Source organism: Micromonospora sp. NPDC050686 (genome assembly GCF_040654475.1).
GTDB lineage: Bacteria > Actinomycetota > Actinomycetes > Mycobacteriales > Micromonosporaceae > Micromonospora.
Genome location: NZ_JBFAID010000005.1, coordinates 93,823 through 117,380 on the forward strand (window position 1 = coordinate 93,823; position 23,558 = coordinate 117,380).

Annotated in this window: 15 protein-coding genes and 2 pseudogenes; 9 read left to right on the forward strand and 8 right to left on the reverse strand. The window is 71.5% G+C overall.

Annotation, left to right across the window (positions count from 1 at the left end; genetic code table 11):
• The first annotated feature begins 3 nt into the window (after positions 1 to 3).
• Together AB0H57_RS06885 and AB0H57_RS06890 are read left to right on the forward strand one after the other, a co-directional pair.
• The gene (locus AB0H57_RS06885) at positions 4 to 2,793 is read left to right on the forward strand and encodes a transglycosylase domain-containing protein (protein ID WP_357503487.1); all 2,790 of its coding nucleotides are present in this window, start codon (positions 4 to 6) and stop codon (positions 2,791 to 2,793) included.
• 124 nt (positions 2,794 to 2,917) lie between these two features.
• Positions 2,918 to 4,438: a glycosyltransferase 87 family protein gene (locus AB0H57_RS06890; RefSeq protein ID WP_357503489.1), complete on the forward strand. Its 1,521-nt coding sequence runs from the start codon at positions 2,918 to 2,920 to the stop codon at positions 4,436 to 4,438.
• 14 nt (positions 4,439 to 4,452) lie between these two features.
• Here the strand turns inward: AB0H57_RS06890 and AB0H57_RS06895 are convergent, their stop codons facing one another.
• Together AB0H57_RS06895 and AB0H57_RS06900 are read right to left on the reverse strand one after the other, a co-directional pair.
• A complete protein-coding gene (locus AB0H57_RS06895; RefSeq protein WP_357503491.1) occupies positions 4,453 to 6,525 on the reverse strand; it encodes a hypothetical protein in 2,073 nt (690 codons plus the stop codon).
• Positions 6,522 to 7,310, reverse strand: coding sequence for a deoxyribonuclease IV (locus AB0H57_RS06900; RefSeq protein WP_357503493.1), 789 nt, complete (start codon positions 7,308 to 7,310; stop codon positions 6,522 to 6,524). Before AB0H57_RS06900 ends, AB0H57_RS06895 begins: the two co-directional genes overlap by 4 nt.
• 545 nt (positions 7,311 to 7,855) lie before the next feature.
• On the opposite strand from AB0H57_RS06900, the gene rpsF reads away from it, so the two are divergent.
• The 4 genes from rpsF to rplI all read left to right on the forward strand — a co-directional run bounded on the left by rpsF (position 7,856) and on the right by rplI (position 9,500).
• Positions 7,856 to 8,146 carry a 30S ribosomal protein S6 gene (gene rpsF, locus AB0H57_RS06905; protein WP_088643630.1) on the forward strand — a complete coding sequence of 97 codons (291 nt, stop codon included), beginning with the start codon at positions 7,856 to 7,858 and terminating at the stop codon, positions 8,144 to 8,146.
• Between the two features lie 78 nt (positions 8,147 to 8,224).
• Positions 8,225 to 8,758 carry a single-stranded DNA-binding protein gene (locus tag AB0H57_RS06910; RefSeq protein ID WP_222955893.1) on the forward strand — a complete coding sequence of 178 codons (534 nt, stop codon included), beginning with the start codon at positions 8,225 to 8,227 and terminating at the stop codon, positions 8,756 to 8,758.
• A gap of 41 nt (positions 8,759 to 8,799) precedes the next feature.
• Positions 8,800 to 9,039, forward strand: a complete 240-nt coding sequence (rpsR, locus tag AB0H57_RS06915; RefSeq protein WP_007073789.1) for a 30S ribosomal protein S18 — start codon at positions 8,800 to 8,802, stop codon at positions 9,037 to 9,039.
• A 14-nt stretch (positions 9,040 to 9,053) separates the two neighbouring features.
• Positions 9,054 to 9,500: a 50S ribosomal protein L9 gene (gene rplI, locus AB0H57_RS06920; protein ID WP_357503496.1), complete on the forward strand. Its 447-nt coding sequence runs from the start codon at positions 9,054 to 9,056 to the stop codon at positions 9,498 to 9,500.
• Between the two features lie 73 nt (positions 9,501 to 9,573).
• On the opposite strand, the gene AB0H57_RS06925 is transcribed toward rplI, so the two are convergent.
• On the reverse strand, positions 9,574 to 11,022 hold the full coding sequence (locus AB0H57_RS06925) for a hypothetical protein (protein ID WP_357503498.1): 1,449 nt from the start codon (positions 11,020 to 11,022) through the stop codon (positions 9,574 to 9,576).
• A 567-nt stretch (positions 11,023 to 11,589) separates the two neighbouring features.
• Between AB0H57_RS06925 and dnaB the strand changes: the two genes are divergently transcribed.
• Complete coding sequence (dnaB, locus tag AB0H57_RS06930) at positions 11,590 to 13,011, forward strand: replicative DNA helicase (protein WP_357503500.1); 1,422 nt, start codon at positions 11,590 to 11,592, stop codon at positions 13,009 to 13,011.
• Between the two features lie 168 nt (positions 13,012 to 13,179).
• Positions 13,180 to 13,344 (forward strand): annotated as a pseudogene (locus AB0H57_RS06935) (sigma factor-like helix-turn-helix DNA-binding protein); the annotation flags it as partial.
• Positions 13,345 to 13,792: 448 nt separating this feature from the next.
• Here AB0H57_RS06935 and AB0H57_RS06940 read toward each other — a convergent pair.
• The 5 genes and pseudogenes from AB0H57_RS06940 to AB0H57_RS06960 all read right to left on the reverse strand — a co-directional run bounded on the left by AB0H57_RS06940 (position 13,793) and on the right by AB0H57_RS06960 (position 19,552).
• Positions 13,793 to 14,479 carry a maleylpyruvate isomerase N-terminal domain-containing protein gene (locus AB0H57_RS06940; RefSeq protein WP_357503502.1) on the reverse strand — a complete coding sequence of 229 codons (687 nt, stop codon included), beginning with the start codon at positions 14,477 to 14,479 and terminating at the stop codon, positions 13,793 to 13,795.
• A gap of 76 nt (positions 14,480 to 14,555) precedes the next feature.
• Positions 14,556 to 14,939, reverse strand: coding sequence for a zf-TFIIB domain-containing protein (locus AB0H57_RS06945; RefSeq protein ID WP_357503504.1), 384 nt, complete (start codon positions 14,937 to 14,939; stop codon positions 14,556 to 14,558).
• Between the two features lie 19 nt (positions 14,940 to 14,958).
• Positions 14,959 to 15,591 carry a phosphoribosyltransferase family protein gene (locus AB0H57_RS06950; RefSeq protein WP_357503717.1) on the reverse strand — a complete coding sequence of 211 codons (633 nt, stop codon included), beginning with the start codon at positions 15,589 to 15,591 and terminating at the stop codon, positions 14,959 to 14,961.
• 72 nt (positions 15,592 to 15,663) lie between these two features.
• A pseudogene (locus AB0H57_RS06955) lies at positions 15,664 to 16,878 on the reverse strand (glycosyltransferase 87 family protein); the annotation flags it as partial.
• Positions 16,879 to 17,026: 148 nt separating this feature from the next.
• A complete protein-coding gene (locus tag AB0H57_RS06960; protein ID WP_357503506.1) occupies positions 17,027 to 19,552 on the reverse strand; it encodes a bifunctional diguanylate cyclase/phosphodiesterase in 2,526 nt (841 codons plus the stop codon).
• Positions 19,553 to 20,420: 868 nt separating this feature from the next.
• Between AB0H57_RS06960 and AB0H57_RS06965 the strand changes: the two genes are divergently transcribed.
• A complete protein-coding gene (locus tag AB0H57_RS06965; RefSeq protein ID WP_357503508.1) occupies positions 20,421 to 23,450 on the forward strand; it encodes a BTAD domain-containing putative transcriptional regulator in 3,030 nt (1,009 codons plus the stop codon).
• Positions 23,451 to 23,558 lie beyond the last annotated feature (108 nt).

Sequence of the window (23,558 nt, forward strand, 5' to 3'; positions counted from 1 at the left end):
GGAATGAGTTCGTACGGCGATCCCAGTTCCCAGCGTGGGCGGGCCCAGGTTCCGGGCGGCGACCCGGGGAACGGCTGGTCCGGTTCCGCCGGGTCCGGCGGTCGGGCCTCGGTCGGGGCGCGCGCCTCGGTCGGTGACTCGGCCTCGGTGCCGGCCCACGGCGCCGCCCCCGGTCGGTCCGGCTCGGGTCGGGCCTCCGTGCCGGCGCCCACCGGCGGCTCCGGCCGTGCCACCGTGCCCGTCTCGCCGGCCCCGGGCGGGCGGGCCTCCGTGCCGATCTCTCCGGCCCCCGGCGGCGGGCGGGCTTCCGTGCCGGTCTCCCCGGCGGGTGGTCGCGCCGCGGTCGGGGTCGGCTCGGCCGGCCGGGCCAGTGTCGGCGCGGCCAGTGTCGGCGCCGCCTCCGTCGCCGGTCGGGCCGGCGTCGCCCGGGCATCGGCCCCCCCGCCGGGCGGTCCCGGCGGGCCCGGGGACTTCGGCGGCCCGGGCCGGCGCGGCCGTGGCGACCGCGACCCGGACGCGGTGGCGCGGGCGAAGAAGCGCCGCCGGATCAACCTGCTGATCGCCAGCTTCGCGGTCTTCATCATGCTGGCCGGCATCGGCGTCGTCGGGTTCACCTACTACTCGACCACCGTGGTGCTGCCCAAGGCCCTGCCGATGCCGCTCTCCACCACCGTCTACATGAGCGACGGCAAGACCGTGGCGGCCAAGCTGGGCAACCAGAACCGGCAACTCGTCAAGATCGACCAGATTCCGCAGTGGGTGCAGGACGCGGTCGCCGCCGCCGAGGACCGGAACTTCTACCGGCACGACGGAGTCGACTACAAGGGCATCGCCCGGGCCGCGTGGAACAACTTCACCGGCGGCGACAAGCAGGGCGCCTCGACGATCACCCAGCAGTACGCCCGCAACGCGTACGACAGCCTCAAGGACGACACGTACGCCCGGAAGGTCAAGGAGGCGATCCTCGCCTCCAAGCTGAACGACCAGTACACCAAGTCCGAGATCATGGAGCACTACCTCAATGTGATCTACTTCGGGCGCGGCGCGTACGGCATCGAGGCGGCGGCGCAGACCTACTTCGGCGTGCCGGCCAAGAAGCTCAACGTGGCCCAGGCCGCGGTCCTCGCCGCACTGATCAAGCAGCCGGTGAAGAGCACCACCCACAAGGGCTACGACCCGGCCGTCAACCTGCCGGACGCCCAGCAGCGGTGGACGTACGTCCTTAACAACATGGAGACCGAGGGGTGGCTGAACGCCTCGGGCAAGCCGGTCCGGCCGACCAAGTACCCGAAGGTGCTGCCGCCGGACAAGGCCGGCTCCACCTCGTTCGGTGTCAAGACCCCGCGCGGCAACGTGATCAACTACGTCCGCAAGGAGATGGAGCAGTGGGGCATCTGCTCCAACTCGGGCGCGGAGGGCAAGCCGAGCTGCGTCGACGAGCTGCGCGACGGCGGTTACCGGATCACCACCACCCTCGACCCCAAGCTGCAGAAGTACGCCGAGGAGGCGGCGCGGCCGGCCCAGAAGGGTTCGATCCTCAACGACCAGCCCAAGAACCTGATGGCGGCGCTGGTCTCGATCGACCCGAGCACCGGGCGGGTGCTGGCCTACTACGGCGGTGACAGCGGCGCGGGCTTCGACTACGCCGGCCTGAACACCGACAAGTACGGCGACCTGACCGGCGGCCACCCGCCGGGCTCGTCGTTCAAGATCTACACCCTGGCCGCCGCGATCAACGAGAACATCTCGGTGAAGTCGTACTGGGACGCCACCCCGTTCAAGCCGGACGGCAAGAACGAGATCGGCAACGCCGGTCGCGGCGCCGGCGTGTGCGGCAAGTCCTGCACCCTGGAGCAGTCGACGATCAAGTCGTACAACGTGCCCTTCTACCACGTGGCGGAAAAGATCGGCTTCGACAAGGTGGTCGACATGGCCCGCCGGGCCGGCGTCACCACCATGTGGAACACGGACGGCAAGATGTACAACCTGCTCAAGACGAAGCCGGAGGAGGCGGTCCGGGCCGGGTTCGACGGCTGGACCGCGTTCGGCAAGTACCCGATCACCGTCCTCGAACACGCCAACGGCGTGGCCACCCTCGCGGCCCGTGGCCAGTACAACAAGGCGCACTTCGTGAAAACGATCCAGCGCATGGACCGCAACACCGGCAAGTGGCAGAACGTGCGGGACGCCGGCGAGAAGCTCGACCCCCAGGGCCGGCTGCGACCCGACGTGGTCGACGAGGTGACCGGCGTGCTCAAGCAGATCCCCGGGCCGAACGACGCCAAGTTGGAGAACGGACGCGAGGCCGCGGCCAAGACCGGCACCTGGGAGTGGAACGGCACCAAGGACAACGCCCACGCCTGGATGATCGGCTACACCCCGCAGGTCGCCACCGCCGTCTGGGTCGGCAGCCGCGACCCCGACAAGCCGAAGATCTTCGATAAGGGCGGTGCCCGGGTCACCGGTGGTGGCTCCCACGGCCTGCCGGCCAAGATCTGGAAGAAGTACATGAACGCGGCGCTCGACGGCAAGGAGAAGGCGGAGCTGCCGAAGGTCCAGGGCATCGGCGACGACACCCTGGGCACCGGCGTCAAGCCGGAACCCAAGCCCACCGGCCCGGTCTGCCCCGACCCGCTGAACCCGTTCTGCCCGCAGGACCCGCAGCCGCAGGACCAGCAGCAGCAGCAGCCCTTCCCCAATTTCCCGCGCCCTGGGGGGCCGGGCGGCGGCGGCAACGGCGGTGGTGGCGGCGGCCTGCTGCCGACCACACCACCACGGTCCACGCCGTACTGACCGAACGACACCGGGCCGACGGCCGCCGGGCACACCCGTCCGGCGGCCGTCGGCCTTTTCGCGTACCGGAATGTCGGGCCGCCGGCAGGACGCGGACCCCCGATGTACGGCAGGATGCCTCTCCATGAGCACCCAGTCGACGCCCACCCCGGAGGGGGCCGGCAGCACCGACCACCCGTCCCGCTCGGACGGTTTCGTCCGCGGCGCGGCCGAGCTGATCGGTGGCCCGCTCGGCGACCACGCCGCGACGCCGACGGAGCTCCAGGGACGGTTCTGGACGGCCGCCCGGATCGTGCTGGCGCTCGCCTGCCTGACGCTCGCCCTGCACTGGGTGCAGAAGTCGCCCTGTCAGGACGGCGCCTGGCAGAACAACGTGCAGTACACCCGGATGTGCTACACCGACGTGCTGGCGCTCTACTACGCCGAGGGGCTGAACGAGGGCAAGGTGCCCTACGCCGACCACCCGGTCGAGTACCCGGTGCTCACCGGCTATTTCATGGGCGCGCTCGGTCTGCCGGTGCACGCCCTCGGCGTCAACGACCCGGGCATCAACCAGGGGCAGTGGTTCTACAACCTCAACGCCCTGGTGCTCAGCGCGCTGGCGGTGGCCACCGTGGCCACCATCCTCGCCCTGCGCCGCCGACGACCCTGGGACGCCGCGCTCTTCGCCCTGGCCCCCGCGTTGTTCCTCACCGCAACCGTCAACTGGGACCTGCTCGCCATCGGGCTGGCCGCGTTCGGGCTGCTGGCCTGGGCGCGCGCCGCAACCAGCCGGCACCGGGCGTTGTTGGTCGTCCTGGCCGGCATCCTGCTCGGGCTCGGTGGCGCGGCCAAGATGTGGCCGCTGTTCCTCCTCGGGCCGATCCTGGTGCTCGCCGTCCGCGCCGGCCGGATCGCCGCCGCCCTGGTGTCCGTCGCCGCGGCCGTGGCGACGGTGGTGCTGGTGAACCTGCCGGTGGCGATCCGCTATCCGGAGAGCTGGAACCGGTTCTTCGAGCTGAACACCACCCGGCCGATCGACTGGGGCACCCTCTGGTACGTCGGCCGCTACCTGGACGGCCGGATCGGCAACCCCGCCGAGCAGGGGCCGTTCGAGTGGTTGAACAACAACATCCCCACCCTCAACTGGGTCTCGTACCTTCTGTTCGGGCTGGCCTGCGTCGGGGTGGCCGCGCTGGCGCTGCTGGCCCCGCGCCGGCCCCGCCTGGCCCAGCTCGCCTTCCTGGTGGTGGCCGCGTTCCTGATCTTCAGCAAGGTCTGGTCGCAGCAGTTCGTGCTCTGGCTGCTGCCGCTGGTGGTGCTGGCCCGGCCCCGCTGGGGCGCCTTCCTGGCCTGGCAGGTCGCCGAGATCGGCTACTTCGCCGCGTTCTACGGCGAACTGCTCGGCACGGCCAACAACCGCCCGGTCTTCCCCGAGGGGGTGTTCGTGCTGGCCGCCACCTTGCGGCTGGGCACGGTGGTGCTGCTCTGCGTGCTGGTGATCCAGGAGATCCTGCACCCCGAGCGGGACGCGGTCCGGCGCACCTACGCCGACGATCCGGACGGCGGCGTCCTGGACGGCGCCGCCGACGCACCCTGGCACCACCGTTGGCGCCACCGCCACCGCGACCCGGCCCCGGAACCGGTCCCCGTCGCCACCATTTGAAACCCACCGGGGGGTCAGAGCCGGTAGACCACCGCCGACCCGACCTCGGAGCGGGTGACGCCCAACCCGTCGACCGGGTTGTCCACGACCCGCTCCCAGGGGGTGCCGGCCAGGTGGTCGCGCAGCAGCACCACGTTGCGCACCCCGAGGGCGCGCAGGTAGTCGACGCTGACCTGGTCCGGGAAGGCCAGCGTCACCCGGCGGACCTCGTCGAGCTGGGTCGGGGTGAAACCGCTGCCCCCGTTGACCACGTCCTGGAACCGGGTGGTCGACCAGAGCATCACCGGCTGGTCGAGGTTCTGGCTGCTGGGCAGCACCAGGAGCGGGCCGTCCACCGTGCGCATCGCGGTGGGCTGCTCGGGCACCACCGGATGCGGCGTGGCGTTCAAACCCTCGACGGCCACCAGCAGCAGCGGCAGCAGGGTGGCCAGCCGCAGCAGGGGCCCCGGCCGGTACGGGGGCCGCTCGGCGGCGATCTCGCCCACCCGCTCGGCGAACGCGCTGACCGCGCCCGCCGCGAGCAGGCCGAGCAGCAGCGTGGCCCAGAGCATCATCCGGCCCGGCGTGCGCAGCCCGTTCCAGCCGGGCAGGTGGTCGAAGAGCGGCACGTAGGTGAAGGCGCCGTCGAGGAACCGGGTGCCCATCGCCAGCGCCATGGCGACCAGCACCCCGGCCAGCAGCAGCAGCCGGTGCCGCAGCCGCCACACCGAGAAGAACAGGCCCCCCGCGGCCAGCGCGTACAGCACGAAGCCGGGCAGCAGGGTCATCTCCGGCGGCCAGGGCAGGGCCGCTCGGGCCCCCTCGTGCAGGGCGCCCCAGATCCGCGACTCGCCCGGCGCGGTGAACAGGCCGTTCACCGGGGGCGAGTAGATGGCGATGTCGCCGATGGTGCGCTGCGCGTTCGGGTGCAGCTCGGCCACCTTGAAGTACGGGACGGACAGCAGCGCGCCGACCGCGGCGAAGACCGCCCCGCCGACCACGTCGGCGACGAGCAGCCGGGCCCCGAACGCCGGCCGGCGCACCAGCCACCGCACCGCGGCCACCAACACCACGGCCGCCATCACGTACGCGAACGGCAGGCCGATGCCGAAGCCCAGGCTGAGCTGCCACGCGGCCACCAACCAGCCCGCGTACACCCAGCCGGGGCGGCGGCGGTCGGGGCGGTAACCGTGGCGCAGCGACCAGCCGTGCCCGCGGGCCAGCATGGCCAGCGCCAGCGGGATGCCGCCGTTGGAGACGATGTGCAGGTGACCGGCCTGGGCCAGCAGCCACGGCGCGTACGTGAAGCTGACCCCGGCCACCGCCGCGCCGATCCGGCCGGCGCCCAGCTGACGCACCAGCGCGTACGCCCCGAACGTGGCCAGCGCGTGGGCCAGCACGAAGATGATGTTGTAGCGCAGCACGGCGGCCTCGGGGCCGGTGCCGATCAGGCCGGCCGGCGCGTAGCCGAGCAGCATGTCGGAGAAGGCGAAGCTCCAGGGCTCGGGGAAGAACGTGTTGGACTGGAACAGTCGCCCCGGGTCGGTCAGCAGGATGTGCCCGGACCAGGCCATCTGCCACGACTGCAGGCTCGGGTCCCAGTAGTCCTGCGGCAGCGTGTAGCGCGGGTATCGCAAAGTGGGCCAGGTCAGCAGGACGGCCAGGCCGAGCGCGCCGAGCGCGGCCAGCGTCCACTCATGGGCCAGGAACCGGCCGACCCGGCGACGGGCCCGCCCCAGCCGGGTGAGCTGCCGCTCGGGGGCCGGGCCGAACGACTCCCAGCGGTCCGGCTCGGCCGTCCGGGGCGTACCCCCGGGCGAAGCCTTGGCAGGCGCGGAGCCGGCGGCCGGCGTCGCGGCGGTGCCGGAGCCGGTGGCCGGCCCGCTGCCGGCGGACCCGGCGGCGTCGGCTCCGGTGGCGCTGGGGCTGGTGGCGCTGGGGTCGGTGGCGCTCGGGTCGGTGGCGCTCGGGTCGGTGGCGCTGGGGCCGGCGACCGATCCGTTGGCGGTGGGGCCCTGGCCGGGGCCGGCGTCCGTCGCGGCCCGGCCGGGCTCGCCGTCCTCCGGCGCGGGCCCGCCGGCGTCTGCGGCGGACTGCTCGGTGGTCATGCGGCGGAGCTCCCGCCCAGCTGCTCGCGCAGGAAGTCGATGTCCGCGCCCTGGCCCGCCGCGCCACCGGGCGTCTCCACCACCACCGGCGCCCCGGCGGCGCGGATCACCGCCACCACCAGCTCCGGGTCGATGGTGCCGCCACCGAGGTTGTCGTGCCGGTCCTGGCCGGAGTTGAACGCTCCCTTGGAGTTGTTGGCGTGCACCAGGTCGATCCGCCCGGTGATCGCCTTGACCCGGTCGACCAGGCCGAGCAGGTCCTCCCCGCCGGCGTGCGCGTGGCAGGTGTCCAGGCAGAAGCCGACCTCGTGCTCCCCGACGGCGTCCCAGAGCCGGGCCAGCGCGTCGAGCCGGCGCGCGCAGGCGTTGTCGCCGCCGGCGGTGTTCTCGATCAGGACGGGCAACTTGAACCCGCCGGACTCCGCCGCGTACGCGAACGTCTTGCGCCAGTTGTCGAAGCCGACCGCCAGGTCGGCGCCGGAGTTGACGTGCCCGCCGTGCACGATCAGCCCCTTCGCGCCGATGGCCGCTGCCGCGTCGGCGTGCCCGACCAGCAGCTTGCGGCTGGGGATGCGGATCCGGTTGTTGAGCGTCGCGACGTTGATGACGTACGGCGCGTGGACATAGAGGTCGACGTCGGCGGCGCGCAGCCGGTCCGCGTCCTCCCGCGGCTTCGGGGCCTTCCAGCCCTGCGGGTCGGAGAGGAAGAACTGGACGGTGTCGGCGCCGCGGGCGGCTGCCTCAGCCAGCGGGTCGGCCGAATCGACGTGGGCTCCGATACGCATGCCCGGGAGCCTACGTCGCCGTCCTGACGCTCGGTGCGACGGCGGCGGGGAGTCGCGGCGGCGGGTGTCGCCGGCCGGGCGCGTCACCGGGTGCCCGGCGGGTCGTTGACCCGGATGGATGGACGGCGGTGCCCGGGTCGGGTGGCCGGAGTTGCAGCCGCTGCACCGAATATCTCGAAAACCCCGACGGGTGACGAAAACCTCGGTACCGTCTCATAACAACACAACAAAGCTCCGCGGGGCGTCTCCGGTCCAACCTCATCGGTGTGGTCGTTCCTCCCCAGGTCCCACCCAAGGAATGCGGACGGGACGCCCTGCGGCCTCGTGGACGGGGGTCCGGTTCCGGCGGTCGACGCCGGCGCCGGGCCCCCGTCGCCACGCCCGGGCGGGCCGCTCCGACCTGCCCGGTCATGATCCTCCGGACCGGGTATCCTGGTCCGGTTGTCCGCGCCCGGCCGGGGCCGACCCGGTGCGAGCGGGCACGACGCACGACCTCCTGCCACGGAAGGACCGTGGCCGCATAGCCCACAGGAGGTGAGCACGTCTTGCGTCATTACGAAGTCATGGTGATCCTCGACCCCAGCCTCGAGGAGCGCACCGTCGCCCCGTCGCTCGACACGTACCTGAACGTGATCCGGACCGCGGGTGGCTCGGTGGAGAAGACGGACGTGTGGGGCCGCCGGCGCCTCGCGTACGAGATCAACAAGAAGGCCGAGGGCATCTACGCCGTCGTCGACCTCCAGGCGACGCCGGAGGCCGTGGCCGAGCTGGACCGTCAGCTGCGACTCAACGAGTCCGTGCTGCGCACCAAGGTCATCCGGCCGGAGATGCGCTAAGCATTCCACCCCAGTTCGCCCGGATCTGCCTCATCGGCTCTGTCGTACGGCTCTGAGAGCCTGGGACAGATCTGATGAGTGCGCGAGGAGATGGTCATGGCAGGAGACACCACCATCACGGTCATCGGCAATCTGACCGATGACCCCGAATTGCGGTTCACCCCGTCCGGCGCGGCGGTCGCCAAGTTCCGGGTCGCTTCGACGCCCCGGTTCATGGACAAGGCCTCCGGCGAGTGGAAGGACGGCGAGCCACTCTTCCTGGCGTGCACGGTGTGGCGGCAGGCGGCGGAACACGTCGCCGAGTCGCTGCAACGAGGCGCCCGCGTGATCGTCTCGGGTCGGCTGCGCCAGCGGTCGTACGAGACCCGCGAGGGTGAGAAGCGCACCGTCATCGAGCTCGAGGTCGACGAGATCGGCCCGTCGCTGCGCTACGCCACGGCGAAGGTGCAGAAGATGTCTCGCTCCGGCGGTGGTGGCGGCGGCTTCGGCTCCGGTGGTGGTGGCAACCAGGGCGGCGGCGGAGGCAACTTCGACGACCCCTGGGCCTCGGCCGCACCCAGTCCCTCCCGCTCCGGTTCGGGCGGCAACTTCGATGAGGAGCCTCCGTTCTAATGGCGCCGAGCGCCCGCGATCGCAAACCAGGAGCAAGGTCAATGGCCAAGGCTGCGGCACTTCGCAAGCCGAAGAAGAAGGTGAACCCGCTCGACAAGGACGGGATCACCTATATCGATTACAAGGACACCGCGCTGCTGCGCAAGTTCATCTCCGACCGCGGCAAGATCCGCGCTCGGCGGGTGACCGGCGTGACCTCGCAGCAGCAGCGGCAGATCGCCCGTGCGGTCAAGAACGCCCGTGAGATGGCGCTCCTGCCGTACACCGCCACGGCTCGCTGAGAGGGGGCACCGACATGAAGATCATCCTGACTCAGGAGGTGTCCGGCCTCGGCACGCCGGGCGACATCATCGAGGTGAAGGACGGCTACGGCCGTAACTACCTGCTGCCGCAGGGCTTCGCCATCGCCTGGACCAAGGGCGCGGAGAAGCAGGTCACCCTGATCAAGCGGGCCCGCGGGGCCCGGGAGATCCGCGACCTGGACCACGCCAACGAGGTCAAGGCGCAGCTCGAGGGCCTCAAGGTCAGCCTGAAGGCCCGCGCCGGCGACGGTGGCCGGCTCTTCGGCTCGGTCACCCCGGCCGAGATCGTCGACGCCGTCAAGACCGCCGGCGGCCCGACCCTCGACCGCCGCCGACTGGAGACGCCCGGTCACATCAAGTCGACCGGCACCTACCCGGTCCGCATCAAGCTGCACCCCGAGGTGACCGCCAAGTTCGACCTCAACGTCGTCCAGGGCTGACACCCACTCCGCAGCACCGAAAGGGCCCGCACCGGCATCCGGTGCGGGCCCTTTCGCGTTCCGCCGGGGCGCGTCAGCCGATCGGCTGCCCGGTCACCGCGCTGATCAGCACCGTGGAAAGCCCACCCCCGACCACCGCCGCCGCCAACGCCACCGTGGTGGACCGCCACGTCGTACCGACCCGCCGCAGCACCACCGCCACCACCAGGCTGCCCAGCAGCGCCAACCCGAACCGCGGAGCGCCCGCGATCAGCGAACCGACGGCGTGCGCCCGCGGCGAATCGCAACCACCGCCGCTGATGTCCGTCACGCAACCCGCCGGCGCCTGCCCGTCCAAGGTCAGCAACCACAGGAAGACCAGCACCGCCGGCACCAGATAACAGGCCGCCGTGTAGACCAGCGGACGCAGCGGACCCCCCGGATCCGGGTCCAGCAGGTCGTCCTCCAGCCGGCGCCCCCACACCCCGCCGCCCACCGAATCGATGCGCTGCCGCCACGACCCCGAATCCACCGACCCGCCCGCGCGGTCCATTGCCGACCGGCGCGGCGCGACCCGGGGACGCGCCGCCGAGTAGGCCACCGCCGGCGAACGCGGCGCCGACGGCGGCGCATCCACCCACCGCGGATCGTCACCGGCCAGCCGGGTACCCGACCAGAACCTCTCCGCCTGCTCCCGCCAGGGCCAGCCGGTGGTCGGCTCCACCGGCTCCGCCCGCGCCGTCCCGCCCCACCGTGCCGCCTGGGCCCGGTCCGGGCCCTCGGCCGCCGCCGCGTCCCACCGGTCCGCGCCCGCGCCGTCCCAACCGGTCTCCCCGGCCCGCCCCCGGCCACCGGGCCGGTCCCACCGGCCCGCCCCGTCCCACTCGGCGGTGTCGGTGAACTTGTCCCACTGCCCGGTGCTGTCGCCCTGGTCCCAGCGCCCGGCCGCCCCGGACCGATCCCACCGGTCCCCACCGGAGCCCTGCCACGCGCGCACCCCGGACGCGTCCCACGGGTCCACCGCGGGCGGCTGCTCCGGCTCCGCCTCGGCCGAACGGCTCCACGGGTCGACCGCGGGCGGCTGCGCCGGCTCCGGCTCCGCCGAACGGCTCCACGGATCCACCGCCGGCCCGGCCTCCAGCGCCCGCCGGCCCCGCCGGGTCCGACGCCCCGGCTCCGCCCCGGCGTCCGGCTCGTCGCCCCCCGACCAGGTCACCTGCGGCCGACGGGTGGACGACCGGCGCGGCCGGGCCGTCGGCATCGCCCCGGACACCGGCTCGCCGTCGCCCTGATCGGCCCGCCGGCTCCCGACGTACCCCTGCTCCTGTGGGCGGTCGAAGGTCCACTCGCTGGTGTGCTCCGACTCCGGGCCGGCACCGATCGCCGGCACCCCGACACCGCCCCGATCGGCGCGCCCGCTCCGCCAGCCCGATCCGGACGCGGGGGCCGCCCCATCGTCGTCGTCCGGCGCGGCGTGCCGCCCCCGCCCGTCCGCGTGGGTGACCCCCGACTCCACCGCCCACCGGGGAAGGTAGGCGTCCACTGGCCCATGGTCGCGCTCGACGGCCCGGCGCCGGCCTCGCGGAGGGTCACCCGCCGGCTCCGATGAGTACGGATCGGTCGGGAGCGTCTCGCGAGCGTCGACCCAGCCGCCGATCGGCTGACGCTCCCGCGGGCTGCCCTCCCCGCGCTCCCAGTCCCGGTAACTCACGGCCGGAGCGTGACCTTTCTCAACCGAAAGTGCAATCCGCTGTCCAGGTGTAGCCGTTCGCCGGAGATGGTACGGGAAAACGGACCGGAAAGCCTCACCGGAAAATTCTCATCCACAGGGTGGGGATCACGTTCCAGCAGGTCACAGAGGTGCCGGTCGGAATTCCCCATCCGTTTTCCACAGGCTGTGCACACGCTGCGCACACCCTTGTGCACCGGCGTCCACAGGTTGTCCCGAGGCTCGTCCACCGGCGTTGTTGAGGGGCTGACCTCGGGTTCCGTATCGTGAGGCACCGACCGGTCGCGCGATGCCCCCCGATCGACCGCACCGGTCCGATCGGAAGTTGTCGCACCCCGCCGGTAGAGCTGGTAGTCGACCTGGCGCAGTGGAGGGGGATCCGTGTCGGTCACCGATGACGTACGGGCGGAGCCCCGCGGCGGCGGACAACCGCCCGCACCCCGCGACGGGCAGTTCGACCAGCGCGACGGCCAGTTCGAGAAGACCCCACCCCAGGACGTCGCCGCCGAGCAGTGCGTCCTCGGCGGCATGCTCCTCTCCAAGGACGCCATCGCCGACGTCGTCGAGATCCTCAAGACCAACGACTTCTACCGGCCCGCGCACGCCACCATCTTCGACACGATCCTCGACATCTACGGGCGGGGCGAGCCGGCCGACGCCATCACCGTGGCCGCGGCCCTCGCCGACGCCGGTGACCTCGCCCGGATCGGCGGCGCGCCCTACCTGCACACCTGCATGTCCGCCGTGCCGACCGCGGCGAACGCCGCCTACTACGCCCGGATCGTCAGCGAGCGGGCCGTGTTGCGCCGGCTGGTCGAGGCCGGCACCCGGATCGTCCAGCTCGGCTACGGCACCGCGGCCGGTGGCAGCCGGGACGTCGACGACGTCGTCGACCTGGCCCAGCAGGCGGTCTACGAGGTCACCGAGAAGCGGGTCAGCGAGGATTTCGCCGTCCTCGCCGACATGCTCCAGCCCACCCTCGACGAGATCGAGGCGGTTGGCGCGCAGGGCGGCGTGATGACCGGCGTGCCGACCGGCTTCACGGACCTGGACCGGCTGCTCAACGGCCTGCACCCTGGGCAACTTATCATCGTGGCCGGAAGGCCAGGATTGGGCAAATCAACGGCAAGTATGGATTTTGCCCGAAATGCGGCTATCAGGGCCAATCAGGCGGCGGCGATCTTCTCGCTGGAAATGAGCAAGGTCGAGATCGTCATGCGGCTGCTCTCGGCCGAGGCCCGGGTGCCGCTGCACGTGCTGCGCAGCGGTCAGCTCTCCGACGACGACTGGACCAAGCTGGCCCGCTGCATGGGCGAGATCAGCGAGGCGCCGCTCTTCGTCGACGACACGCCGAGCATGAACCTGATGGAGATCCGGGCCAAGGCGCGGCGGCTCAAGCAGAAGCACGACCTCAAGATGATCGTGGTCGACTATCTCCAGCTGATGACCTCGCCGAAGCGCACCGAGAGCCGGCAGCAGGAGGTCGCGGACCTGTCCCGTGGCCTGAAGTTGCTGGCCAAGGAGGTCGAGTGCCCGGTGATCGCGGTGAGCCAGCTGAACCGTGGTCCAGAGCAGCGTACGGACAAGCGACCCCAGTTGTCCGATCTGCGTGAATCGGGATCAATCGAGCAGGATGCCGACGTTGTCATCCTTCTTCATCGCGACGACTATTACGACAAAGAATCGCCGCGGGCCGGAGAGGCGGATTTCATTATAGCCAAGCACAGAAATGGTCCGACCGATTCCATAACGGTGGCCGCGCAGCTTCACCTTTCCCGGTTCGTCGACATGGCAATTGTCTGACAAAGGAAGCTATGCTCTCTCCGAGGCGCAGACAGCAGACGTCATCAATCGTGCCGGCCGAGGCGAGAGCATGACCCGGATCGCCGAGAAATACGGGGTCACCCGGCAGGCGGTGTGCGGATTGCTGCGCCGCCGCGGCATACCACCTAGGGAAACGGAAGGCTCACCGACCTTCAGCGCCAGGTGGTCGTCCAGCGGTACCGGGCAGGCAGTTCGCTCGCACAGATCGCCCGGGAGGTCGGCATTTCGGAACCAGCGGTCCGGGGCCTGCTGCTCCGTCGTGGGGGCCGCTGCGGGTGCGCACCCTACGGCACGACGCCTTCGATGACCTGACTCCGGAGTCCTGCTACTGGGCAGGGTTCCTCTTCGCCGACGGGTCGGTGACGTTCCGCTCGGGTCATCTGCACTCGTGGGGCTGGCCGCGTGTGATCCCGACCACCTGGTGGCGCTGCGGACTTCTTGGGATCAACCAACAGCATCTCGGCCCCGAACCCCAGGCTCGGATCCTGTCAGTTCTCGGTGCGATCGCTGCAACTCGCCAACCGACTGCTGGAGTTCGGCCGTTACAGGGGCCTGGTGAATGGTCAATTGAGTCCTCCCGTGACTTCTGGCGTGGGTTCGTGGACGGCGACGGCTCCATCGGGGCCTACGCGAAAAGGCCGGGCGGGCCGTTGGACCCCAGTTCCGGCTTTTCGGACGGCCGCGACTGCTCGAACGCGGGCCGCGTTGATCTCGCCCGGCCAAGCTCCGCGCTGAGGCCCGCAGGCGAGCGAACAGCGGCTCAGCCGAGCAGCGGGAACCACCCCGCCGCCTCGCCCAGCTCCATCCGGTCCCGTTCGGCCAACGGCTCCCGGCCGGTCGCCTTGCGCAGGTACTCCGCGTCGTCCCACCCCGCCGGCCGGACCGCGTCGTCGCTGAGCAGCCCGTCCATGGTGGCCACCGCGACGGCCGTGGCGAGCCCGCCGGGCGCCGGCGCGTCCGGCAGGTCGACGGTCAGGTCGAGGTGGTGTACGACCGCCTCGGTGGTCAGGGTCGCCAGGAAGTCGGGTGTCCGGAGCACGTGCCCCTGGGTGGTGACGCAGCCGTCGGGGCGTTCCCGCACGGCGGCGCCGGCGGCCCGGACCGCCGCGGGGGCGGTGTCGCGCCAGGTTGTGACGATCTCGCCGGGCCGGTCGAAGGCGGCGGCGGAGCGCCGGGCCCACCAGGCGTGCCGGGCGTCGCGGTCGTCGCCGGGCGGGAAGGACCGCCAGTAGCTGACGTCGTCGGTGTCGGGGGGCCCGTCGGCGGGGCTGGCGAGGGTGACCAGCGCGCGCTGCGCGTCGCAGAGCAGGTGGAAGAGCAGGTCGGCGACGACCCAGCCGCGGCAGCGGGTCGGCCGTTGCAGGTCGGTGTCGTCGAGGTCGGTGACGACCCGGATGATCCCGTCGTAGGCCTGTGCCAGCGCGATGTGCTGCCCGTGCGGCGTCATGGGGTGCAGCCTGCCACGGCGGGTGGGGATCGGCAGGGCGGACCGGGGGCCGGGTGGGCCGGCCCCCGATCAGCGGTCAGCCGAACATCTCGTCGAGGAACCCCTTGCGCTTCTTACGCCGGTAGTGGCCGTGGTAGCCGTAGTGCTGCTGCTGTCCGTGGCCGTACGCGGGCTGCGGCGGGTAGCCGGGGCCGGGGGGCGGCGGTGGTGGCGGCACCGCGCCGTAACCCGGCTGGCGGGCGGGTGGCGGCGGGGGCGGGGGGTAACCACCCTGGGCGGGGGCCTGCGGTGTGGGGCCGGCCTGCTGCTGGCTCCAGTTGGCCTCCGCCTCGAAAAGTTTCTCGAGTTCGCCGCGGTCGAGGAAGATCCCCCGGCATTCGGCGCACTGGTCGATGACGACTCCGCTGCGCTCGTACTGGCGCATGTCTCCGTGACACTTGGGACAGGTGAGCTGCATCATCCGACGGTACCCGGTCAGGTCACCCGATTGCCGACAGCGCCTCGGTCACCTCGTCGTCGGAGACCTCGTGGAAGTCGTCGTAGTAGGCGCTGACCGCACCGAACTCGGGTGGCCGCTGCAGGCAGACCACCAGGTCGGCCTCGGCGGAGAGCATCTCGTACGCCTCCTGCGCGCCGACCGGCACCGCGACCACGACCCGGCGGGCGCCGAGGTGGCGGGCCACCTGGACGGCGGCGCGGGCGGTGGCGCCGGTGGCCAGCCCGTCGTCGACGATCACCGCGGTCCGGCCGGTGAGGTCCAGCGGTGGTCGGCCGTCCCGGTAGCGGGCCTCGCGGCGGTCCAGTTCGGCCTGTTCGCGGCGCTGGACCTCGGCCACCTCTTCGGCACCGAGCCGGGCCGCGACCTGGTCGTTGAGCACGCGTACGCCGCCGGGGCCGAGCGCGCCGAAGGCCACCTCGGGGGCCCACGGCATGCCGAGCTTGCGGACCACCAGGACGTCCAGCGGTGCGTCGAGCCGGTCGGCCACCACCCGGGCCACCGGTACGCCGCCGCGGACGAGGCCGAGCACGATGACGCCGGGCTGCCCGGTCAGGTCGGTGAGCCGGTCGGCGAGCTGGCGGCCGGCGTCCTCGCGATCGTGGTAGCTGCTCATGTCCTCAGGTCTACGCCCTGTGGACGGTTCCCGCTCGAAAGTCGGGCGAACCGGACGCGGATCGGCCGGTTCCCGGCGTAGCGCGGGAGCCCAGGCCAGCAGGGCGAGCGGGTAGAGCAGGTAGCCGAAGCGGGTGGCGGGCATCAGCAGGATGGCGGCGAGCAGCCCGTACCCGCAGACGAGCGCGGCGGCGGTGGCCGTGCGGGGCGGGCGGCGGACGAGCCGGACGGCGATGGCCGTTCCGGCGGCGACCAGCAGCGCGGTGGCGAGCAGCCGGCCGGCGGGCAGCGCGGTGGCGATCAGGTGGCCGGGGAGGGGGGACGCGGCCGGGCTGGTGACCAGGCCGTGGCCGAGCGGGAAGCGCAGCACGTTCTCCACCAGCGCGTCCCGGTCGGCCAGCAGGGCGGGGAGCAGGGCGAGCGCCGGGAGGCCGAGGGCGCCGGCGGTGAACCGGGCGGCGCGGCGGCGGGTGGCGGCCCAGCAGAGCAGGACCAGGGCGATGGGCCAGGCGAGGAGTTTCAGCGCGCCGGCGGCGCCGACCGCCACGCCGGCCGCGCCGGGCCGGCCGGTGGCGGCGTACGCCAGCGCGAGCAGGCAGAGGGCGAGTACGGGCAGGTCGTCGCCGCCGGTGGCGAGGGTGAGCGCGCAGACGGGCAGTACGGTGGCGGCCTGCACGCCGCGCAGCAGCAGGTCGCCACCGGGCCGGTCGGCGGGGCGGCCGGCGCGGCGCAGGGTGGTCACGGCGAGCGCGAGCGCCAGCGCGGTGGCCAGCGCGAACCAGATCCGGGCGTCGGTCCACCAGGCGTCGGCGGCGGCCCGGGGCAGCCCGAACAGCGCCATTCCCGGCTGGTACGGGGTGTAGCCGAGGAGCCGTTCGTCGGGTGGCAGGGCGGCGATGGCGTCGTGGCCGAGGTACGGCGTGCCGTGGTCGGTGAGCCGGTGGCCGGCCTGTTCGACGACGATCACCTCTTCCTGGGCCCGGTCGGTGCGTCCGGCGGCGCGCTGGATGCTCTGCGCGAGCAGGGGCAGCAGGGTGGTGGCCGTCCAGGCGGCAGCGGTGACCGCCCAGCGGGCCCAACGCCCGGCGAGCGGGGTGTCGGGTCGCGCCCGGCGGGCGAGCAGTTGACCGGCGGCGGCGAGCGCAACGGCCAGGTAGCCGGCGCCGGCGACGGCCCCCCACGCCCGGTGCGGGGGAAGGGTGGAGGTGGCGGCGGTGAGCGCGGCGAAGGCGGCGGAGGTGGCGTAGAGGGCGAGGTCGAGGGCGAGCCCGCCGGCCGTGGCGTCCAGCCGGGGCCAGCGGTCGAGCCGGCCGGCGGCCTGGTCGGGGGCGACGGTCACGCCGGCCAGTCTGGCAGACGGCGCGTACCGGGCCGATGGCTCTCCGGCGCCCGGACCTGGCGCGGCGGCCTCATCCGGTGTCCGGGCGGCGGGCGGGTCAGACCGGCAGCTGGGAGCCGCCGGCGGCGCGGCTGCGGCCGCCGGGACGCCGCCCGGGCAGGCGGATCACCGCGCCGGCGTCGTGCAGCGGCGGAGCCAGCACGCCGGGGCGCCCGCCGGAGCCCCGGCGCAGCGTGGCGAGCAGCGCGCCGGCGGGGAGCGGCCGGGCGAACAGGTGGCCCTGGCCGGCGGTGCAGCCGAGTTCCCAGAGCGCCCGCCGTTGCGGTTCGTTCTCCACCCCTTCGGCGACGACGTCCAGGTCGAGGCTGCGGCCAAGGTCCAGGGTGGAGCGGATCACGGCGGCGGCCTCGGCGGAGGTCTCCATGGCGGCCACGAAGCTGCGGTCGATCTTCAGCTCGTGTACGGGGATGCGGGACAGCAGGGACAGCGACGAGTAGCCGGTGCCGAAGTCGTCCAGGGCCAGCCGGACGCCGGCGTCGCGGAGCCGGCTGAGCACCCGGTCGACGACGTCGAGCTGGCTGAGCGTCAGCGTCTCGGTCAGTTCCAGCACCAGCCGGTCCGGCGGCAGGTCGTGGGCCCGCAGCCGGGCCAGTACCGAGCCGGGGAACCGGGCGTCGAGCAGGCTGCGCGGCGACACGTTCACCGACACCGGCAGGTCGAAGCCGGCGTCGCGCCAGCTGCGGGCGGCGAGGAGGGCCTGGTCGAGGATCGCCTCGGCGAAGGCCGGCAGCAGGCCGGAGCGTTCCACCGCCTCCAGGAACCGCAGTGGGTCGATCAGCCCGTGGGTGGGGTGGTGCCAGCGGGCCAGCGCCTCGGCGCCGGTGGCTTCCCCGGTGCCGAGGTCGACGATCGGCTGGAAGTTGACGGTGAACTCGTGGTCGGCCACCGCCCGGGACAGTTCCCCGCCGAGCGTGAGCCGGCCCAGGTCGGCGGTGTCCCGGGTGGGGGCGTACGTGGCGATCCGCTGGCCGGCACGTTTGGCCTGGTACATCGCCACGTCGGCGCGGCGCAGCAGCTCGGGCATGCCGCCGCTGGCCGGGGCGACGGCGATGCCGCCGCTGGCCTCGACGTTGATCCGCATGCCGTCCAGGTCGAGGGGCTCGTGCAGGACCGCGAGCAGGGCCTCGGCCCGGTGGGCGGCCACCGCGGGCGCGGACAGCCCGCGCAGGAGTACGGCGAACTCGTCGCCGCCCAGCCGGGCGACCAGGTCCTCGGGGCGGGTGGCGGCCCGCAACCGGTCGGCGACCTGCGTCAGCACCTGGTCGCCGGCGGAGTGGCCCAGGGTGTCGTTGACCTCCTTGAAATGGTTGAGGTCGATCAGCACCAGGGCGGTCACCCCCTCGGCGTGCCGCTCGCCGAGCTGCTCGGTGCCCTCCTCCAGCAGGTGCCGCCGGTTGGACAAGCCGGTCAGCGCGTCGTGGGTGGCGGCGTACGCGTGCTCCTCGGCGGCCCGGGCCAGCTCGGCGTACGCCTGGGCGTTGCGGACCGCGGTGCACAGCGCCGAGGTGAACGTACGCAGGGTGTACCGCTCCCGTTCGGAGAGTTCGACGGGCCCGCGGAACCGCAGGCGCAGGACCCCGACGTCGGCGGTGCCGTCATGCCCCTCCAGCGCGGCCGGGATGACCATCCCGTCGACGTCGCTGGGCTGCTCGGCGGTCCCGTCGTAGCTGAGCGCGTCGGCGGTGCCGCGGACCACCCGCCCGTCCCGGCGCAGCTCGATCTCGACCTCGTCGGCGGAGAAGAGCGCGGCGGCCTGGGTGACGGCGGTGGTGAGGACCCGGTCCAGGTCGACCACGTTGAGCGCGTCGGTGGCGCGGGCGAGGCGTTGCCAGGCCTGCTGTTCGGTGCGGGTGCGGATCCGGGTGGAGTAGGCCAGGTGCAGGCTGAGTACAAGCGCCGGCACTGCGAGCAGCAACCGGGGGTCCACCCGGAGGATGAGCAAAGTGCAGGCGGTTGCGACGAAACGGACCGCGAAACCTGCGATCCGCAGATCCATGTTGCTTCGAAACAGATGAACGACGCGGGTACCGGATGCCAGGGCGATGACGGGCATGGTGAGCAACTCGTCGAGCAGTGCGGCGACCAGGTAGATGACGCCCAGCGTTCCGACGAGCTTACCGACCGAAGCTGATGACCAGTGCCAGCTCAGCTGGGTGGCCGTCGTTGCGGCAGCTGCCGCGACCAGGACGTTCTTGCCTACGCTGAACGCTGTCTTGATCTTCGTCAGACGGAGTGTCGCCGAGGCGACGGTCACTCCTACGCAAGTGCTCAGGATGACCCATTGCCAGGGTGCGAGCGCTAAGCCGATCAAGATCGCGGCTTCAGCCCACGTGGTGGAGTGCGTCGTGGAGCGGATTCGAATGGGGGTCTTGATGACCACCCCGCCCACGGTCGCCAGGGTGAGCGTGAGCAGTGTGACGACGTCTCGAGCGGACCCAGGCGCGACGCGCGGAAACGACAGAAGCGCGGCGACCGTCGTCAGAGAAGCGAGAACGACGGTGAGACCGACGAGCGCCGCCAAGCGTCGATCGGTCTCAACATGTCGTCCGTCGGTCTGGCTCATCCAGCTCCAATGGCTGAACGGCTGAAGCCTAAGCCGGCATCAACCAGCATTGTCGACGCTCGACAGCCTACCCCTCACAGGTATCGGGATGAAGCTTCGGTCAGTGCCACTCGTTGCCGCGCATCGCCCTGCCCCCTTCGCACCGAAGCTTGACGGCGTTCCACTAACCGTCGGTTCGTTGATTAATGGCAGCCTAAGTCAGGATCGATGTGTTTGGCAGGCATATATGTTACTATATTCAACATTAGCTAATAGTGGAGGTGTTTATGACTTCCTGTTCTCTGGTGTGTGCGGAGCGCGTCGACGTCTTCTCTTTCCGTGTCTGATCAGCTTCGTTTCGTTGTCACCCCCCACGCCTGCCTACAGTCTCGCGGTTCTCTTGAGTGAACTCATCCCTGCTTCAGGCGACACTTGCGTTGCGCCGAGCAAATAGCGGAAGCATGGCAATTGCCCAATGGGTGTGGCTTTGGGCTTGCGTTGGGACTTACCTGGGCGGTGGAATCCTTCAGTGATCGCTAAGCTTCACCGGGTGATTGCCTGATGCTGGTCGACCCGAGTTGCTGCGCTCACGAAGATTCGGCCCCGGACCCGGGGCCGGTCTTGGGGTATCGGTGCATCCGACCAGCGCCCGGGACGCCAGCGACCACGCGCGACACGAGCGGTGGCGGGACCGTCCTCGGTGTGCTCGGACGACCGACCACACCGGGTGTAACGGTCATACCGGATGGATGCGTCGATCAGTGGTCACCCCGAATCAATTCGTTGACGAGTCGCGGCCCTCGAAAGGGCCGGTGATGCAGGTGCGCCAGCGACGTGAGGAAATTAAAAGCCAGCTGGGCCGCCCTTGCCGAAGCCAGGGAGGAGACGGTTGACGGAGATCCGCCTTCTGGGTCCGATCGAGGTCGTGGCTGGAGGAGTGAAAATCCCTCTGGGCACCCCCAAACAACGAGTCGTGCTGGGCATGCTCGCTATCTCGCCGGGTCAACCGGTGCTGCTCGACGCGCTGATCGATGAGCTCTGGCCGACCCATCCGCCGCGCTCGGCTGTGGCAAACGTCCGCACCTATGCGGCCAACCTGCGGCGGACTCTTGACTCGGCCGAGCCAGGACAGCACCTCATCACCCGCGAGGGGGACGGCTACTGTCTGAACCTTCCGCCCGACCGGATCGACCTGCACCGCTTTTCGGACGACTACCGCACCGCACGGGAGTTGGCTGGACGGGGGGTGCTGGAGCCAGCCATCGGTTCGCTTGACTGCGCACTCTCGCGCTCGCGCGGCCCACTGCTCGCCGGTCTGCCGGTCGGCTCCGTCGCCATCGCGCGGAGGGTCGTGGTCGACGAGGAGCTGCTGGCCGCGACTGAGCTGTTGGCCGACCTCCAGATCCGGCGGGGACGGCCAGACGAAGCGACGCCGCTGCTGCGACAGCATGTGCGGGCACATCCGCTACGGGAATCGGGCCAGCTCCTGCTCGTTCGGGCGCTCTACGAGAAGGGCGACGTCGCCGCCGCGCTCGCCGCCTATCGAGCGGCCCGGGACAGCCTGCGTCAGCACCTGGGAATCGACCCGGGAACGGAGTTTCGGCGCCTGCACCAGCACATCCTCAATCGAAGAACAACGATTGGCATGCCGGTGCCGACGGTGGCGGCGAGCGCCGGGAAGGGGACGGCGCCCAGCGGTGCCGACTGGCTCCCCCGTGCGGTCAATGACTTCGTGGGTCGGGCCGATGCGGTGGCCCGGCTGACGGCGGCGGCCCGACAGCAGAAGTGCCAGGCGGATGCCGTCGTACTCCTCATCGACGGGATGGCCGGCAGCGGCAAGACTGCGCTGGCGGTGCACGTCGCCCGACAGCTTGCCGCGCATTACCCGGATGGTCAGCTCTTCATCGACCTTTCCGGACATGGTGAGAAGGCCCCCGTGGCGCCGGCGGCGGCGCTCGTCACCCTGTTGCGGCAGCTCGGCGTGCCAGCCGGTCTCATCCCGGCCGAGCTGGACCTACGGGTGGGGCAGTGGCGGCGGGAACTGGCCAAGCGCCGGACGGTGGTCGTTCTCGACAACGCCGCCAGCAGCGAGCAGATCCGGCCGCTGCTTCCACTCCTTCCCGGGGCCGTCGTTCTGGTCACCTCACGCCGCCGGCTCGTGCTGCCGGGCACCGGTCTACCGGAATCCCTGTCGGTGATGAAGCCCGACGAGGCTGTACGGCTGCTGGCGGTGACCGCCGGCGCGGACCGGATTGGCGCGGAGCCTGAGGCGGCGGCGGAGGTGGTCCGGCGATGCGGTCACCTTCCGCTGGCGATCCGACTGGCGGGCTCGCGTCTGGCCCATCGCCGGAACTGGCGTGTGTCGGACCTGTCCGCCCAGTTGGCGGCCGCTGCGGCCCTGGACCAGCTGGGGATGGAGGAACGAACAGTCGCCGGGGCGTTCGCGGCGTCGTACGAGCCCCTGGACGAGCCGGCGAAAAGCGTGTTCCGGTTGCTCGGCGTGCTTCCCGGCCACTTCACTGTCGAGATGGCTACGGCCCTGGCCGACCTGCCCGCCGACAGCACGATCCGGATCGTTAACGACCTGGTGGACCGGCACCTCATCGAGGAGGCGGAAAGGGGCCGGTACCGGCTGCATGATCTGGTGCGGCAGTACGCGTCCGAACTGTCTCGTCGCACCCACCCCAGCGAACGACAGACCTCGGTGCGGCGGCTGCTCGACTTCGTGCTGCATGCCGTGCTTACCGCGAACGAGGGACTGCTCGACTCGTACGACGTCCGGGCGGAGCTCGCACCCCAAGAACCATTGCGGCCGGACCTGCTCGTTGCTGCCGGGTCGCTCGGGCCAGACTGGCTGGAACGTGAGCGGGCGACCCTGGTCGGCCTCGTGGAGCTGGCGGGCGTCACCGGCCAACACGAGTTCGTATGGCGGCTGGCCCGGGCGTTGTGGCGCTTTTACTACGTGCGCGGCTATTTCGACGACATCAAGCACACTCATCGACTGGGCCTCGCGTCCGCCGAGAGGCTCGGCGACCTGCGCGCCACGGCCATGATGAACAACTACCTGGCCTCGGCATACCTCAAGACCAGCGAGTACGCCGAGGCGGGACGCCTGCTCGACAAGGCTGAGGCATTGAGCCGGAAGCTCGGTGATACCCAGTCCGCGCTGCGGTATCAGGCGAACATGGCCGTCGTTCACTGCCTGCGAGGAGACCTCAAGGAGGCTGTCGAACTGGGTCGGGCGGTGCTGCGGGAGCCGCAGTTCTCCACTTCCGTACGAATACCGCATGCACTGCCCAACCTCGGCTTGGCGCTCACCGCCCTTGGCAGGTGTGAGGAGGCGCTCCAGAGCCACCGTCTGCACCTCTTTCTGGCCCGGGTGAACGGCGACATCTCCCACACCATGCACGCGCTGGGGCATCTCGGCGCGGTCCGGGTTCGGGCCCGTCAGTGGGCGCCGGCGCTTCGGCTGCTCCGGGCCGCGCTGATGTTGCACGATCGAACCGGCCACCGGTACGGCGAGACCGAGAACCGCAACGACCTCGGCATCGCCTACCGCCACCTGGGACGACTGGACGACGCGCTACGCCAGCACGAGCTGGCCCTTGACCTGGCCGTGGAATCGGGGGAACGCCACGCCCAGGCCGCCGCCCTGAACGATCTCGCGCTCACCCTGGTCGTGGCCGCCCGCCGGGACGAGGCGGTGCGGCACCATCGTCGCGCCCTGGAGGTGGCGACCAGGATCGCCCACCCGTACGAGCAGGGTCGCGCGCTCGCGGGTCTCGCCGAACTCACCGACGACCCGGACGAGGCGCGCCGGTACCGGCGACGGGCCTTGGCGATCTTCGACCGGATGGGGGTGCCGGAGCGCTTCGACCTGCGACGCCGGCTCGGCGAACCGTCGGAAGAGCCCCGCTGACCTGCGGTGACGGGCTCTTATCGATTTCTTATCGCCCCGCTCGGTAGCGTCTGCCCGTCAGCTACGGGGGTGGCTCCGGGGCGGGGCCGGACCGGCTGACGCGGATCG